This window comes from Microbacterium sp. ABR10 (assembly GCF_057812175.1).
In genome coordinates this window covers 2,296,617-2,310,459 of sequence record NZ_CM173821.1, presented here as the reverse complement: position 1 = coordinate 2,310,459, position 13,843 = coordinate 2,296,617, and the positions used below count along the sequence as shown (strand labels likewise).

Annotated in this window: 15 protein-coding genes; 7 read left to right on the top strand and 8 right to left on the bottom strand. The window is 69.1% G+C overall.

Going from position 1 to position 13,843, the window contains the following annotated elements:
* Positions 1 to 149: 149 nt before the first annotated feature.
* On the bottom strand, positions 150 to 1,355 hold the full coding sequence (locus tag ACXKZF_RS10710) for an MFS transporter (protein WP_055956921.1): 1,206 nt from the start codon (positions 1,353 to 1,355) through the stop codon (positions 150 to 152).
* A 387-nt stretch (positions 1,356 to 1,742) separates the two neighbouring features.
* Between ACXKZF_RS10710 and nrdH the strand changes: the two genes are divergently transcribed.
* From nrdH to nrdF, 4 genes are read left to right on the top strand one after another with little or no spacing between them, the layout of a single operon-like run.
* Complete coding sequence (gene nrdH / locus ACXKZF_RS10705; RefSeq protein WP_055838040.1) at positions 1,743 to 1,976, top strand: glutaredoxin-like protein NrdH; 234 nt, start codon at positions 1,743 to 1,745, stop codon at positions 1,974 to 1,976.
* A gap of 28 nt (positions 1,977 to 2,004) precedes the next feature.
* Positions 2,005 to 2,445 carry a class Ib ribonucleoside-diphosphate reductase assembly flavoprotein NrdI gene (nrdI, locus tag ACXKZF_RS10700; RefSeq protein WP_055956923.1) on the top strand — a complete coding sequence of 147 codons (441 nt, stop codon included), beginning with the start codon at positions 2,005 to 2,007 and terminating at the stop codon, positions 2,443 to 2,445.
* Complete coding sequence (nrdE, locus tag ACXKZF_RS10695) at positions 2,427 to 4,583, top strand: class 1b ribonucleoside-diphosphate reductase subunit alpha (RefSeq protein WP_488984183.1); 2,157 nt, start codon at positions 2,427 to 2,429, stop codon at positions 4,581 to 4,583. Before nrdI ends, nrdE begins: the two co-directional genes overlap by 19 nt.
* A gap of 49 nt (positions 4,584 to 4,632) precedes the next feature.
* Positions 4,633 to 5,607, top strand: coding sequence for a class 1b ribonucleoside-diphosphate reductase subunit beta (nrdF, locus tag ACXKZF_RS10690; protein WP_055956927.1), 975 nt, complete (start codon positions 4,633 to 4,635; stop codon positions 5,605 to 5,607).
* A gap of 151 nt (positions 5,608 to 5,758) precedes the next feature.
* Here the strand turns inward: nrdF and ACXKZF_RS10685 are convergent, their stop codons facing one another.
* Positions 5,759 to 6,301: a TetR-like C-terminal domain-containing protein gene (locus ACXKZF_RS10685; RefSeq protein ID WP_488984182.1), complete on the bottom strand. Its 543-nt coding sequence runs from the start codon at positions 6,299 to 6,301 to the stop codon at positions 5,759 to 5,761.
* Positions 6,302 to 6,358: 57 nt separating this feature from the next.
* On the opposite strand from ACXKZF_RS10685, the gene ACXKZF_RS10680 reads away from it, so the two are divergent.
* A complete protein-coding gene (locus tag ACXKZF_RS10680; RefSeq protein WP_488984181.1) occupies positions 6,359 to 7,183 on the top strand; it encodes an SDR family NAD(P)-dependent oxidoreductase in 825 nt (274 codons plus the stop codon).
* Between the two features lie 25 nt (positions 7,184 to 7,208).
* Here ACXKZF_RS10680 and ACXKZF_RS10675 read toward each other — a convergent pair whose 3' ends face one another.
* Both ACXKZF_RS10675 and ACXKZF_RS10670 read right to left on the bottom strand, forming a co-directional pair.
* On the bottom strand, positions 7,209 to 8,135 hold the full coding sequence (locus tag ACXKZF_RS10675) for a nucleoside hydrolase (protein WP_488984180.1): 927 nt from the start codon (positions 8,133 to 8,135) through the stop codon (positions 7,209 to 7,211).
* Positions 8,132 to 8,980 (bottom strand): PfkB family carbohydrate kinase, encoded by an 849-nt coding sequence (locus ACXKZF_RS10670; protein WP_488984179.1) that lies wholly within the window; start codon positions 8,978 to 8,980, stop codon positions 8,132 to 8,134. The genes ACXKZF_RS10675 and ACXKZF_RS10670 overlap by 4 nt, the downstream gene beginning before the upstream one ends.
* 59 nt (positions 8,981 to 9,039) lie before the next feature.
* Here ACXKZF_RS10670 and ACXKZF_RS10665 point away from each other — a divergent pair, with 59 nt between their 5' ends.
* Positions 9,040 to 9,477 carry a YybH family protein gene (locus ACXKZF_RS10665; RefSeq protein ID WP_243222416.1) on the top strand — a complete coding sequence of 146 codons (438 nt, stop codon included), beginning with the start codon at positions 9,040 to 9,042 and terminating at the stop codon, positions 9,475 to 9,477.
* Between the two features lie 57 nt (positions 9,478 to 9,534).
* Here ACXKZF_RS10665 and ACXKZF_RS10660 read toward each other — a convergent pair whose 3' ends face one another.
* Together ACXKZF_RS10660 and ACXKZF_RS10655 are read right to left on the bottom strand one after the other, a co-directional pair.
* Positions 9,535 to 10,020, bottom strand: a complete 486-nt coding sequence (locus ACXKZF_RS10660; protein ID WP_243222415.1) for a hypothetical protein — start codon at positions 10,018 to 10,020, stop codon at positions 9,535 to 9,537.
* Between the two features lie 4 nt (positions 10,021 to 10,024).
* Positions 10,025 to 11,050 (bottom strand): FUSC family protein, encoded by a 1,026-nt coding sequence (locus ACXKZF_RS10655; protein WP_488984178.1) that lies wholly within the window; start codon positions 11,048 to 11,050, stop codon positions 10,025 to 10,027.
* A gap of 307 nt (positions 11,051 to 11,357) precedes the next feature.
* Between ACXKZF_RS10655 and ACXKZF_RS10650 the strand changes: the two genes are divergently transcribed.
* Positions 11,358 to 11,822 (top strand): DUF3817 domain-containing protein, encoded by a 465-nt coding sequence (locus tag ACXKZF_RS10650; RefSeq protein ID WP_488984177.1) that lies wholly within the window; start codon positions 11,358 to 11,360, stop codon positions 11,820 to 11,822.
* Between the two features lie 162 nt (positions 11,823 to 11,984).
* Here the strand turns inward: ACXKZF_RS10650 and ACXKZF_RS10645 are convergent, their stop codons facing one another.
* Positions 11,985 to 12,539, bottom strand: coding sequence for a hypothetical protein (locus tag ACXKZF_RS10645; RefSeq protein WP_055956944.1), 555 nt, complete (start codon positions 12,537 to 12,539; stop codon positions 11,985 to 11,987).
* Between the two features lie 146 nt (positions 12,540 to 12,685).
* Complete coding sequence (locus ACXKZF_RS10640; RefSeq protein ID WP_488984176.1) at positions 12,686 to 13,789, bottom strand: class I SAM-dependent methyltransferase; 1,104 nt, start codon at positions 13,787 to 13,789, stop codon at positions 12,686 to 12,688.
* Positions 13,790 to 13,843 lie beyond the last annotated feature (54 nt).

The following is a 13,843-nucleotide window of genomic DNA, read 5'->3' as shown; positions in this document are numbered from 1 at the left end:
GGGGCGGGGGGTTCGCGCCCCAAGGCGCCGATTCCGCCCCGAACCAACCGATTCCGCCCCACACCAAGAGGGGGCCAACGCGAGCGGCTCCGGCGAGACACGGTCCGCGCCGGGGGAGAAGTGGATGCCGGGCGGAGCGGCATCCGGGATCAGGTGATCGTCTCGACGGGTTCGGTGTCGGGGATCGGGCTCGAGTCGCGGTTCCGCAGGTCGGGGAAGCCGCGCACGAACACGGCCGAGACGATGAACCCGGCGATGGCGAAGCCGGCCGCGGCGACGTACGCGCCGGTGGGGCCGACGCCGTCGACGAGGAAGCCCGCGACGGCGGATCCTGCGGCCGCACCGATGAGCTGACCGGTGCCGATCCAGCCGTAGGCCTCGGCGGTCTCGCTGAAGCGCACGCTCGCCGAGGTCATGGCGAACATGACCGCGAGGGCGGGTGCGATGCCGGCGCCGGCGACGATCAGGGTGGCCCCGAGCCACCACGCGTTCAGCGACACGATGGTCAGCGATAGGCCGAGGGCGACGATCGCGAAGCGACGGGCCATGGCCCACGGGCCGATGGGGATATGCCCGAACGAGAGGCCACCCGCGAGGCTGCCGACGGCGAAGACCGCGAGGATCAGCCCCGCCTCCAGTCCGCCGTGGTCGAACGTCGCCACGACGCCGGCCTCGACGGCCGCGCACGCGCCGATGAGCAGGAACCCCGTGGCGGTGGCCAGGATGACGGGCGGCTTGGCGAGCACCCGACCGAGGGCGCGACGGCTGCGGGGGATGCGGACGCGGCCCACCTCGGGGCTGAAGATGAACCACGCGCCGCCGCCGAGCAGGATGACGACCACCAGCAGCAGGCCCGGAACGGTGCCGACCTGCGTGGCGACGAGGGTGATCACCACGGGCGCGAGCACCCAGATGATCTCTTGCAACGAGGCGTCGAGCGAGTACAGCGGCGTGAGCTGCTTCGACGGCACCATCTTGGGATAGATGGTGCGCACCGCCGACTGGACCGGAGGGGTCGAGAGTCCGGCGACGAGCCCCAGAACCATGTAGAGGGGCAGCGGCATCTCGATGAGGGCGAGGGTCGCGATGGCGGCCGCGCACACCAGCAGCGTCACCGAGAGCACGCGCCGCATGCCCCAGATGCCCATCCATCGACTGGTGACGGGGCCGGCGACGGCCTGGCCGATGCTCGTGGCGGCGAGCACGAGACCGGCCGCCCCGTACGAACCGGTGACGTGCTCGATGTGCAGCAGCACCGCGAGGCTCGTCATGCCGTTGGGGAAGCGTGCCGTCAACTGCGCGGCGATGATGCGCCCCACGCCAGGGGTTCGAAGGAGTACGCGGTAGCCGGCCACCGCACCACGCTACAACCGACCTCCGACACGCGCTTCGGACCCGTCGGACACCGGATGCCGCGACACGCCGCGACACGCCGGTCACCGAAATCGTCGGCCTGTGCGATGTCGGAACCCCCGACTAGCGTGCGAACTGTGGACAACAGCGGGCGCGCACCGCGACAACCGCGGAATCGCGCGTGTTAACAGGACGCCGAATGGGGGTCGATCTGTGGATGAAAACGTGGACAACCTGTGTTGTATCTGGGGAGAGACGGTGGAAAATCACACGGATGTAACTACTACCCCTTGTGGTGCCTTCCGATGTCTGTCCCCATATGTAGTATTGAGGTCCCGGCGAGCCCTGCCCGTCCGGACGATGATTTTCCAGGGGAAAGAGAGAACGACATGGCGATCACGGTCTACACCAAGCCGTCCTGCGTCCAGTGCACCGCGACCTACCGCGCACTCGACTCGAAGGGCATCGAGTACAACGTGCTCGACCTGTCCGAAGACCCGTCGGCACTCGAGCAGGTCAAGTCGCTCGGGTACCTGCAGGCACCCGTCGTCATCACCGACGAGGACCACTGGTCGGGCTTCCGTCCCGACAAGATCGACGAGCTGGCGTCACGTCTCGCCTGACCCCGCGACACGCTCTCAGACCCCTGTCATGAGCGCTGTCATGTCGGCGACCGAGGCTCCGCTGCTGGTTTACTTCTCGAGCGTGTCGGGCAACACCGCACGTTTCATCGAGAAGCTCGGAAAGCGGGCCGTGCGCATTCCGCTGCTGCCGACCGACCCGGCCCTCGACATCGACGAACCCTTCGTGCTGGTCACTCCCACCTACGGTGGGGGTGCCGGCCGGGGTGTCGAGAAGGGCGCGGTCCCCAAGCAGGTCATCCGGTTCCTCAACGAGGAGCGGAACCGACGCAACATCCGCGGGGTCATCTCCGCGGGAAACACGAATTTCGGCGACGCATTCTGCCTCGCCGGTGACATCGTCGCGCGCAAGTGCGCGGTGCCGCACCTTTACCGGCTAGAAGTTTTCGGCACCCCCGACGATGTCGAGCGGGTCACCGAGGGATTGGAACGATGGTGGAAGTTGAGCTGACCGACGTGGACTTCAAGACCGAGGCCCGCTTCGAGGGACTGGATTACCACGCCCTCAACGCGATGTTGAACCTGTACGACGCCGACGGCAAGATCCAGTTCGACGCCGACAAGCGCGCCGCGCGGGAGTACTTCCTGCAGCACGTCAACCAGAACACGGTGTTCTTCCACTCCCTCAAGGAGCGTCTCGACTACCTCGTCGAGAAGGAGTACTACGAGCCGACCGTGCTCGCGAAGTACTCGATGGAGTTCATCCAGGAGCTCAACGACCGCGCCTACGGCGCCAAGTTCCGCTTCGAGACGTTCCTCGGCGCGTTCAAGTACTACACGAGCTACACGCTGAAGACCTTCGACGGCAAGCGCTACCTCGAGCGCTTCGAGGACCGCGTCGTCATGACCGCCCTCGCTCTCGCAGACGGCGACCCGCGTCTGGCGGTGCAGCTGGTCGACGAGATCATCTCGGGCCGTTTCCAGCCGGCTACCCCCACCTTCCTCAACGCCGGCAAGGCCCAGCGCGGCGAGCTCGTGTCGTGCTTCCTCCTGCGCATCGAAGACAACATGGAGTCGATCGCCCGCGGCATCAACTCCGCGCTGCAGCTGTCGAAGCGCGGTGGCGGCGTCGCCCTGCTGCTGTCGAACATCCGCGAGGCGGGGGCCCCGATCAAGCAGATCGAGAACCAGTCGTCGGGCATCATCCCCGTCATGAAGCTGCTCGAAGACAGCTTCAGCTACGCCAACCAGCTGGGTGCCCGTCAGGGTGCCGGCGCGGTGTACCTCAACGCGCACCACCCCGACATCCTGCGCTTCCTCGACACCAAGCGTGAGAACGCCGACGAGAAGATCCGCATCAAGACGCTGTCGCTGGGTGTCGTCATCCCCGACATCACGTTCGAACTCGCCAAGAACGGCGAAGACATGTACCTCTTCTCGCCGTACGACGTCGAGAAGGTCTACAAGAAGCCGTTCGGCGACATCTCGGTCACCGACAAGTACCGCGAGATGGTCGACGACCCCCGCATCAAGAAGACGAAGATCAACGCGCGCGAGTTCTTCCAGACGCTCGCAGAGATCCAGTTCGAGTCGGGCTACCCGTACATCATGTTCGAAGACACGGTGAACAAGGCGAACCCCATCGCCGGCCGCATCAACATGTCGAACCTGTGCTCGGAGATCCTCCAGGTCAACACGCCCACGACGTACAACGAAGACCTGTCCTACGCCGAGATCGGCAAAGACATCTCGTGCAACCTTGGGTCGATGAACATCGCCCTGGCGATGGACGGCGGTGACCTCGGCCTCACGGTCGAGACGGCGATCCGTGCCCTCACCGCCGTCAGCGTGCAGAGCCACATCGCCTCGGTGCGCTCGATCGAAGACGGCAACGACCGCTCGCACGCCATCGGCCTCGGCCAGATGAACCTGCACGGTTACCTCGCACGGGAGCACGTCTATTACGGCTCCGAAGAGGGCATTGACTTCACGAACATCTACTTCTACACGGTTCTGTTCCACGCGCTGCGCGCCTCGAACCGCCTGGCGATCGAGCGCGGCGCAGCCTTCGACGGCTTCGAGAACTCCACGTACGCGTCGGGGGAGTTCTTCGACAAGTACACCGACCAGGTGTGGGCACCGCAGACGACCAAGGCGAAGGGGCTCTTCGCCGGCGTTCAGATCCCCACGCAGGACGACTGGCGCGAGCTGAAGGCGTCGGTGCAGGCGCACGGTATCTACAACCAGAACCTGCAGGCGGTGCCCCCCACCGGCTCGATCTCGTACATCAACAACTCCACGAGCTCGATCCACCCGATCGCGTCGAAGATCGAGATCCGCAAAGAAGGAAAGCTCGGTCGCGTCTACTACCCGGCGCCGTTCATGACGAACGAGAACCTGGAGTACTACCAGGACGCATACGAGATCGGCTACGAGAAGGTCATCGACACGTACGCCGCCGCGACGCAGCACGTCGACCAGGGCCTGTCGCTGACGCTGTTCTTCAAGGACACTGTCACCACGCGCGACATCAACAAGGCGCAGATCTACGCGTGGCGCAAGGGCATCAAGACCATCTACTACATCCGTCTCCGTCAGCTGGCGCTCGAGGGCACCGACATGACCGAGTGCGTCTCGTGCATGCTCTGAGCCGCTGACACCCCCCGACTGACACACCGATAGAGGACGCAGGAACGCCATGGCTGAGAAGCTGCAGCTGCTGAACCACGTGCAGGCCATCAACTGGAACCGCATCCAAGACGACAAAGACCTCGAGGTCTGGAACCGTCTCGTGAACAACTTCTGGCTCCCCGAGAAGGTGCCGCTGTCGAACGACATCCAGTCGTGGAACACGCTGACCCCCGAGGAGCAGACGCTCACTATGCGCGTGTTCACGGGGCTCACGCTCCTCGACACGATCCAGGGCACGGTCGGCGCCGTCTCGCTCATCCCCGACGCGCTCACTCCGCACGAGGAGGCCGTCTACACGAACATCGCGTTCATGGAGTCGGTGCACGCCAAGAGCTATTCGTCGATCTTCTCGACGCTGTGCTCGACGAAGGAGATCGACGAGGCGTTCCGCTGGTCGAGCGAGAACGAGTTCCTTCAGAAGAAGGCGCGCATCGTCATGGACTACTACCGTGGCGACGACCCGCTCAAGCGCAAGGTTGCCTCGACGCTGCTGGAGTCGTTCCTGTTCTACTCGGGCTTCTACCTGCCCATGCACTGGTCGAGCCGCGCGAAGTTGACGAACACGGCTGACCTGGTCCGCCTCATCATCCGCGACGAGGCCGTGCACGGTTACTACATCGGCTACAAGTTCCAGCGTGGTCTCGAGACCGTCGACGAGGCGCGTCGTCAGGACCTCAAGGACTACACGTTCTCGCTGATGTACGAGCTCTACGACAACGAGGTGCAGTACACGCAGAGCCTCTACGACTCGGTCGGCCTGAGCGAAGACGTCAAGAAGTTCCTGCACTACAACGCCAACAAGGCGCTGATGAACCTCGGCTACGAGGCGATGTTCCCGTCGTCGGTGACGAACGTGAACCCGGCGATCCTGTCGGCTCTCTCGCCGAACGCCGACGAGAACCACGACTTCTTCAGCGGCTCGGGTTCGTCGTACGTCATCGGCAAGGCCGAGGCGACTGAGGATGACGACTGGGACTTCTGACCGTCCGCCACACCATCGAAAGACCCGTCTTCGCGCTCGCGACGGCGGGTCTTTCGTGTGTCGACGCGGGGATATCGGGTCGGTCGGGGCGCCGGTGCCGCGCCGTCGTTCGCCGCCAGACGGGTGGAGCCAGCGCAGCGACGAGGCCGGCCTAGCCGGCCGCCCGCACCGTCCGCGCGACGTGCCGCGCGACCCAGTCCCCGGTGAACGGGCGAGAACGCAGGAGCCAGCGATGCAGGATCGGCCCGACGAACAACTCCGCGACCTCGTCGGGGTCCGCGACGCCGGCACAGCGTAGGCGATGTCCGATCGCCGACATCTGCACCGACAGGAGCGTCTCGCGGTACTGCGTCGCCAGTGCGGCATCCGTCTGGATTTCAGCGGTCACCGCACGCAGGAGCGGCTCGACCGTGCGATCGGTGAGCTCCGCGACCATCGCCGTGGCCAGAGTGTCGAGGTCGGCGCCGAGATCGCCCGTGTCGGGGACGACGATCTCACCGTCCGTGCCCTCGCTGCGCGCGAGCAGGGCGTCGAACAGGATCGCGCCCGTGGTGGGCCACGAACGGTACAGGGTCTGCTTGCTGATTGCCGCGCGGGCGGCGACGCCCTCCATGGTGAGGGAGTCGACGCGACTCTCGCGGGCGAGCGCGAGGACGGCCTCGTGCACCTTCTTGCGGGTGGTCGGGCGGGCCATGATGAGAGCTTACGGCTGAAACGAGACGCAACGTCCATATTTGAATAGGGTGTCAGCATGACCTCACCGAAGACATGGATGATCACCGGAGGCAATCGTGGGCTGGGTCTCGCCCTGACTCTGCGCGCCCTCTCGGCGGGCCACTCCGTGGTGGCGACGGTTCGCGGCGACCACAGCCTTCCCGCTCACGACCGCCTGACCGTGCTCGCCCTCGACGTGCGAGACAGGACGGCGGCGTTCGACGTGGTCGGCACGGCGGCGTCTCAGATGGGGTCCCTCGACGTGCTCGTGAACAACGCCGGGTACGGACTGATCGGCGCCGCCGAAGAAGTGTCGGAAGACGATGCGCGGGCGATCATCGAGACGAACACTCTCGGCCCCCTCTGGCTCAGCCAGGCGGCGATCCCCATCATGCGCGCGCAGGGAGCCGGGCACATCGTCCAGATCTCCACCGTGGGCGCCGTCGGCACGGTCCCCCTGCTCGGGCTGTACAACGCGTCCAAATGGGGGCTGGAAGCCTTCAGCGAGGCGATGGCGGCCGAGGTGCGGCCGTTCGGCATCCGCGTGTCGCTCATCGAACCCGGCGCCCTCGACACCGATTGGGCTGGCGGGAGCATGCGCTTCGGTGAACCCCAGCCCGACTACGACGCTCTGCGTGCACAGCTGTTCGGCACCGCCGAGGTTCCCTGGCCCGCGACCGGCGAAACGACCGGGGGCACGCACCCCGACGAGGCAGCCGACGCGATCTTCCGCCGCGTGTGCGACGACGACGACGAACGGCTGCGCGTGCTGGTCGGCGACGACGCCCCGGCGCAGGTCCGCGCCGCCCTCGCCCTCCGTCAGCAGGACTACGCCCGCGATCCGCGTTTCGCCGCCGACTGACGGGAGACGGGAAGGCAGAGCCGTATCAGCCCGGCCACTCCCGCCCTTCCAACCGCCCCAGCAGCACCTCGACGGCCGACCCCTCCATGCCGCGCACCCACCGCTGCGTCGAAGATCCGCGCGACGACACCGTGCGCCCGCGCTCACCGCGCTCGAGCCGCACCTCTACCTGGCCCGACGAGACGCTGACGCCCCGCAGCACCCCCGCCGCCACCATTGCGGCGAGCGGATCATGCAGGGCGCAGCGTCGGTCGGGGAAGACGCGGCCGGCATAGAAGTCGAGGTACAGCGGCAGCATGGCGGCCAGGGCTTGCGGCAGCGCACCCGGGATCGCTTCGAGGCGCACGAGGTCGGTGGCATCCAGGGTCTGCGTCATCGTCACGTCGAGGGGGACGAGCGTGGTGTCCCAATCCTGGGCGAACACCACGGCGGCGGCCTCGGGATCGTTGTGGATGTTCGCTTCGGCCCACGCCGTGACGTTGCCCGAGTGCGCGAACGCGCCGCCCATGACGACGAGGCGGTCGAACCGAGCGACGCCCGGCGCTTCGGCGTAGGCCGCGAGGTTCGTCAGGGGCCCGAGGGCGAGCACGGTGAGATCCGGATGCCGGGATGCCAGATGGTCGATCAGCTCGACGGCGGCGCGGGCGTCATGGGCACGTGCCGACGCGGTCAGGGCGATACCGCCGACCCCGTCGTCACCGTGCACGTGGGGAGCACCGCCCGCGTACGCGCGGCCGCGGAAGTCGTGGGCGCCCACGGCGACGGGGATGTCGTCCGCGCCGGCCAACTCGAGGAGCGAGAGGGTGTTGGCGGCGGCGCGGGCGGCATCCGTGTTCCCGGACACCGTCGTGACGCCGACGATCTCGACCGCAGGCTCGGCCAGCAGGTACGCCAGGGCGAGGGCGTCGTCGATGCCCGTGTCGCAGTCGACGATGATCGGGCGGCGGGTCACGGGGCCACCTCGTACGCGTCGAGGTTCTGGAGCGCGGGTTGCGAGGCGTCGTCGCCGACGGCCGCGGCTCCCACGGCACACGCCCGCGCGAGCGCGTCGTCGGCGGAATCGCCGCGCAGCAGGCCGACGACGAGCGCCGCGCAGAACGCATCGCCCGCGCCGACGGTATTGACCACGGTCGTCGCGATGCCGGGAGCGGATGCTGCCAGGTCGCCGTGACGGTACAGGCGCGCGCCATCCGCGCCGAGCGTCACACACAGCAGAGGCGCGTCGTGCACCTCGGGCAGCTGCGCGTACTCCGTCTCGTTCACGATGACGAGGTCGCACCGCTCGAGCACCCCCGCGGGGAGCGGACGTGCGGGGGCGGCATTGAGGGCGAGGAAACCGGCGGCATCAGCGGCGGCCGAGACCACGGCATCCGACACCTCCAGCTGCATGAGCACCGCAGCTCCCGGCTCGATGTCGAGCGCGTCCGCGTCGATCGCCGCGTTCGCACCCGCGCACACGACGATCGAGTTCTCACCCGTCGCGTCGACGACGATGAGGGCCGTGCCGGTGGCGGCATCCGAGGTCTGGACCCCGGTGGCGTCCACGCCGACCGAGACGAGCCGATCCCGGATGCCACGCCCCTCGGCGTCGTCGCCCACGGCTCCGATCAACCGCACGGCGGCTCCGAGCCGGGCGGCGGCGACAGCCTGATTCGCGCCCTTGCCGCCGGGTCCGCGGTGCAGCACGCCGTCGGCGACGGTCTCACCCGCGGCGGGGGCTCGTTCGACGCGGGCGGTGAGGTCGACGTTGATCGCACCGACCACGGTGAGTTCGGGCGTCGGGGGAGGAGGGGTCACGAGAATCCACCCTGTCACGCGCCACGGTGCTCCGCTCCGCGACACGGGATGATGTGTCCATGACGAGCGGACCCCTCGGCGACACGTCGGCAGCGCAGTCGCTGCAGCCCTTCGATGATGCGCTCCGCGCGGTGGCGGCGGCTCTGGATGCCATGGGGCACGGCGATCCGCATCCGTTCGCGGCGCTGTGGACCCGGACCGACGATGCCACTCTGATGGGCGGATTCGGCACGCACGCGACGACCGCTGCGGAGGTGGATTCGACCCTGCGGGCGGTGGCCCGACGGTTCCGCGGCGGAGCCCTCGTGCCGGAGTACGACCGCGTGCTCGTCGGAGACGATTGGGCGATGACGGCCGGGCGGGAGCGCGGGACCCTGTCGGTCGACGGGGCGGAGCCGCGCCCGTTCGTGGTGCGGGTGACGCACGTCTGGCGTCGGGAGAACGGCGTCTGGCGCATCGTCCACCGTCACGGCGACCACACCACGACCGCCGTGTGAGGGAGGGGCGCGGTCGCCCGGCCGCCGCCCGGGGGCTGCGCCGTGCGTCCGATGGCTTCAGTGCAGCAGCAGCTTCGCCACGATCAGCAGAGCCGACATCAGAGCCGCACCGATCGCCGTCAACACGACGCCGAGGCCGGAGTAGCCCCGCAACCGTGCTCCGGCGGTGGCGACCACGACGAGGTACGCCATCGCAACGCCCACGCCCCAGAGCAGCGCCGTCGACAGGTCGACGCCGAACCCGGCGAGCACCACCACGACGAGGAGCGGCAGGAACGTCACCGACACCATTGGCGCGCTGACGCGCAGGTGGTGGGCGACGATCCTCGAGGGGCGCTCCGTCGAGGTGTCGCCGACCGTGTAGGCGAAGACGTGGGTGGCGAAGTACACGACGTTCGTCAACGCGACGACGGCGACGACCACTCCGAGGTCGGAGCCGCCGAGACCGATGAGAGTGGATGCCGACACCAGCGCGCCGTAGCACCCCGCGCTGATGCGTTCGGCGGCGATGTGGCCGAGGGGTTTCGCGGTCGCGGCGGTCATGGAATCAGCTCCTCGAGGATCGACGGCGCAGAACGGCGGAGACGATGGCGACGACGGTACCCACCGCGACACCGATGATCGTCTCGATCACGCGGTCTCGCAGCAGCAGCTCGGGCGTAGCGGGGGAGGCGAGCGAGATCATCAGCAGCGCGAGAGGGGTGATGAAGATCATCGCGATGCCGTAGTTGCGGCCGACGAACAGCTCGGAGGCGGCCTGCAGTGCGACGGCGACGAGGATGACGAGCCAGGGCGGGAGATGGAGGGCGAGAAGCCCCGCCGCGATCAGCACGCCGAGGAGCGTCCCGACCAGGCGCTGCACACCGCGGATGAGACGGGCCGTCACGTGCGCGCCGCCGACGGCCGCGACCGCTCCGACCATCGCCCAGTACCAGTGGGTGCCCACCAGGAGCGCTCCGGCGATGCCCGCGAGCAGGGCGGCGGCGCCGACGGTCGCCGCCATCTCCCATGCGACGGGACCGATCGCCGGGCGCGAGCGTGTCGGCCGCGTCCACGATCCGCGGCGGGCGAGCACGAAAGCGACGGTGACGATGAGGCTCCACGCCACGCTCGCGCCACCGACGAGGAGGACGAGCGACAGCGACGACCACGTGGCCGGAAGGCTCGCCGTCGCGCCACCGGCGAAGACCGCGAAGAGCGCTCCGGGTGGATGCCACTGAGCGCGGTACGCGAAGAGGGTGACGGCCGAGGCGAGGGCGGCAACGACGACGACGCCTACGACCGCCGGGCTCCCGAGCGCCGAGACGACCGTGCCGATGAGCATCGAGCAGACGAGGATCGAGCCCGCGGTCGCCTGCATGATCACGCGGGGCCGTGGCTTGTCGGAGCGGCCGTACAGCGCTGCGAAGGCGCCGAAGCTGGCGTAGACGCTCAGATCGAGTCGGCCGATCAGCAGCAGGACGACGAGGGGGACGCCCACGCTGAGGACGGCACGGACGGCCACGCGATGATCGCCCGCGCGGGGTCCGACCCGGATGACCCCGGTCCACACGCGTCCCCGGGATTCCGCCACCCGACCACCCTACGCTCCACCTCGGCTTCCCCCGCGGTCGGCCGATAGGCGTCCGCGGCGTCCAGGTACTGGCATCCGGTCGACGATCTCTGGTGAGGTGGATCCATGGATGCCGAAGGCGAGAAGCCCCCGATCGAACCCGGGCCCGAACCCGACACGACGACCGCGGCGGAGGGGTCGACGTCCGATCCCTCGTTGGAGGCGGACGACGAGCCCATCGAGTGACTCCTCGATGTCGAGGCGAGCGGCCGCGCGCGCATGACGCCCCTGCGTAGGGTGGGAAGCCCCGACCCGCCCGAGGAGAGACGTGTTCCGCACGCCCCTGAACCTGTTCCGTACGCTCGCGATCGCCGAGGCGGTCTCGTGGACCCTGCTGATCGGCGGGTTGATCCTTCGTGCCGTAGCCGACCTGCCTCTCGCGGTGACGATCGGGGGTGGCATCCACGGGTTCGTGTTCCTCGCCTACGGCGCCACCGCCGTGCTCGTCGCGTTGAACCAGCGGTGGGGGATCGGAGCGACGGCGCTGGCCGTCGTCAGCGCGGTCATCCCGTATGCGACCATTCCGACCGAGGTCTGGCTGCAGCGCACCGGACGACTCCGCGGGGCGTGGCGGCTCGACGAGACCGCCGACCCGCGTGACCGGCGGCCCATCGACCGGATGCTGCGCTTCTTCTTAAGGCGTCCGTGGGCGCTCGCGGTCGCGCTGGTCGCCGTCGTCGCCGTGGTGTTCGTGGTGCTGCTCGTGGTGGGTCCACCGGGCGGGAAGGGCTGAGCCCGGTCCGACGGGATCCGCAGACGGCGCGGTCTCCGCGCGGGGTTGCGCGCACGACGGACACGACGCAGGAGCTTCGCGGATCTGTTGTGGTCGCGCGGCGGATCCGAGCGTTCGTGCCGTCGGACTCCTGCGTTGTGTTCCGAAAGCGGGTGCCGCGCGTCAGCGCAGGTGCACCCGCACGCTCGCCGGGGCGATGCGGCAGGTCGCCGTGAAGGTCTCGACGGTGCCCGACAACGTCGCCATCGCCTGGCCGGAACCGAGGAACGCGATCGAGGAACCCGTGGCGTGCAGCGAGGGCTCGCGGACCGAGAACCGGCGCGTCGTCCCGCCCGTCCGGCCGGAGGACGACGCGTCCAGCTCGACGTCGAGGATGGGACCCGAGGTGGATGCCACCCGCCACGAGACCGTCGCAAGCCCTCCGCCGCGACTGGTGAGGGTGAGGGTGGCCGACCCGCACTCCTCACCGCCGACGGCCTCTACGCGCAACGGCTCGTCGGGCGGGATGGTGTCGGCGCCGCACAACGCGATGTCGTGCAGTCGGGCGTACCCGCGGCCGTTGCCGGTGATGCTCGAGCAGTCGGCGAGCAGCGGGGACGACACGCTCTCCGACAGAGGAATGGGGGAGGCGCCCGCCGGGGCGGTCGGGCCCGTCGCGAGCAGACCCACGACCACACCCAGGGCGCAGAGCGTCGCAGCGATCGTGCGCACACGCATCCGCACCTCCTTGTGGACGATTGCGAATCTACGCTCGGCCGCGGTGCGGCGCCACCGGACGCGCCACGGGGCGGCCGCGCCGAGGTGACGGCGGGGTGAGGCGGAGGCGGTGAATCCGAGGGAGGACGCGCGGCAGGCGACCGCCGTCAGCGCTTCGTCGACACGGTCACGGTGAACTTGCGATCACGCGCGACCTGCCGGGTGGGTCCGACGACGCGCTCGAGGACCGGGCGGTACTGCAGGGCGGAGTTCCACACGGTCCACAGCTCTCCTCCCGCACGAAGTACCCGCGCCGCGTCGGCGAACATTCGCGGCGCGAGACCGTCGGCCACGGCGGCCCCCGCGTGGAACGGCGGGTTGAGCGCGATGAATGAGGCCGTGGCATCCGGGTGCGCCTGGAGCATGTCGTCGCGCTCCACCCGCACGCGATCGTCGACACCGTTGGCGGCCGCCGTCGCCCGCGCCGACGCGATGGCGATCGCCGACTGATCGCACGCGAGCACTCGAAGGGAGGGATGCCGCGTGGCCAGCGCCGCCGCCACCACGCCGGTGCCGCACGCGAGGTCGATGGCCTCGGACGCCTGCGGTTCGGGAAGGTGCGCGAGGAGCAGACGGGTCCCGATGTCGATCGACGCCCCCGCGAACGCGCCGCCGAACGCGCGCACCCGGATGCCGTCGACCTCGGCAGCCTCCGGGACGGGTTCGCCCCCGTCGTGGGGGCCGCGGGCGATGAGGACGCGGGACTTCTGTCGGGCGTGCGAGACGTCGACGCGATCGAAGCGGGCGCGCAGCACGTCGTTCATGGTGACGGTCATGTGCTTGAGTCGTCCGCCGGCGAACACCACCACGTCGGGGTCGGCGTGCAAGGCGATGAGTCCCGCGATGTCGGCGAGCGCCCGCAGCGAGCGCGGCAGGCGCAGAAGCACCACGCGCGCCCCCGCGAGGAGCGCTTTGTCGAGCGGGTGAGAGACGAAGGCGGTGTCGAGCCCCGCCTCGGCGGCGTTGGCGGCGAGGGCCCGCTCCCCGAGCAGCTCGTCTTGATGCACCCGGATGCCGCGCGCCCCCGCGTCCGCCGCGGCCAGGGTCAGCGCGCCGTGCGTGTCGCCGACGACGACGAGGGCGCCGTCGGAGAGACCCGCGCGCGCGGCGGCCGACTCGTCGAGGATCAGGCGGTCGGCGGCGTCGACGGCGGCGAGGTCGGGGCCTTCGAGGTCGGGGCGGCGACGGAGGGCATCGAACGAGAAGGGCACCGTGCAACGGTACCCGTGTCGGGCGGGCGGCTCCGCGGCGTTCGCGGCGGTGAC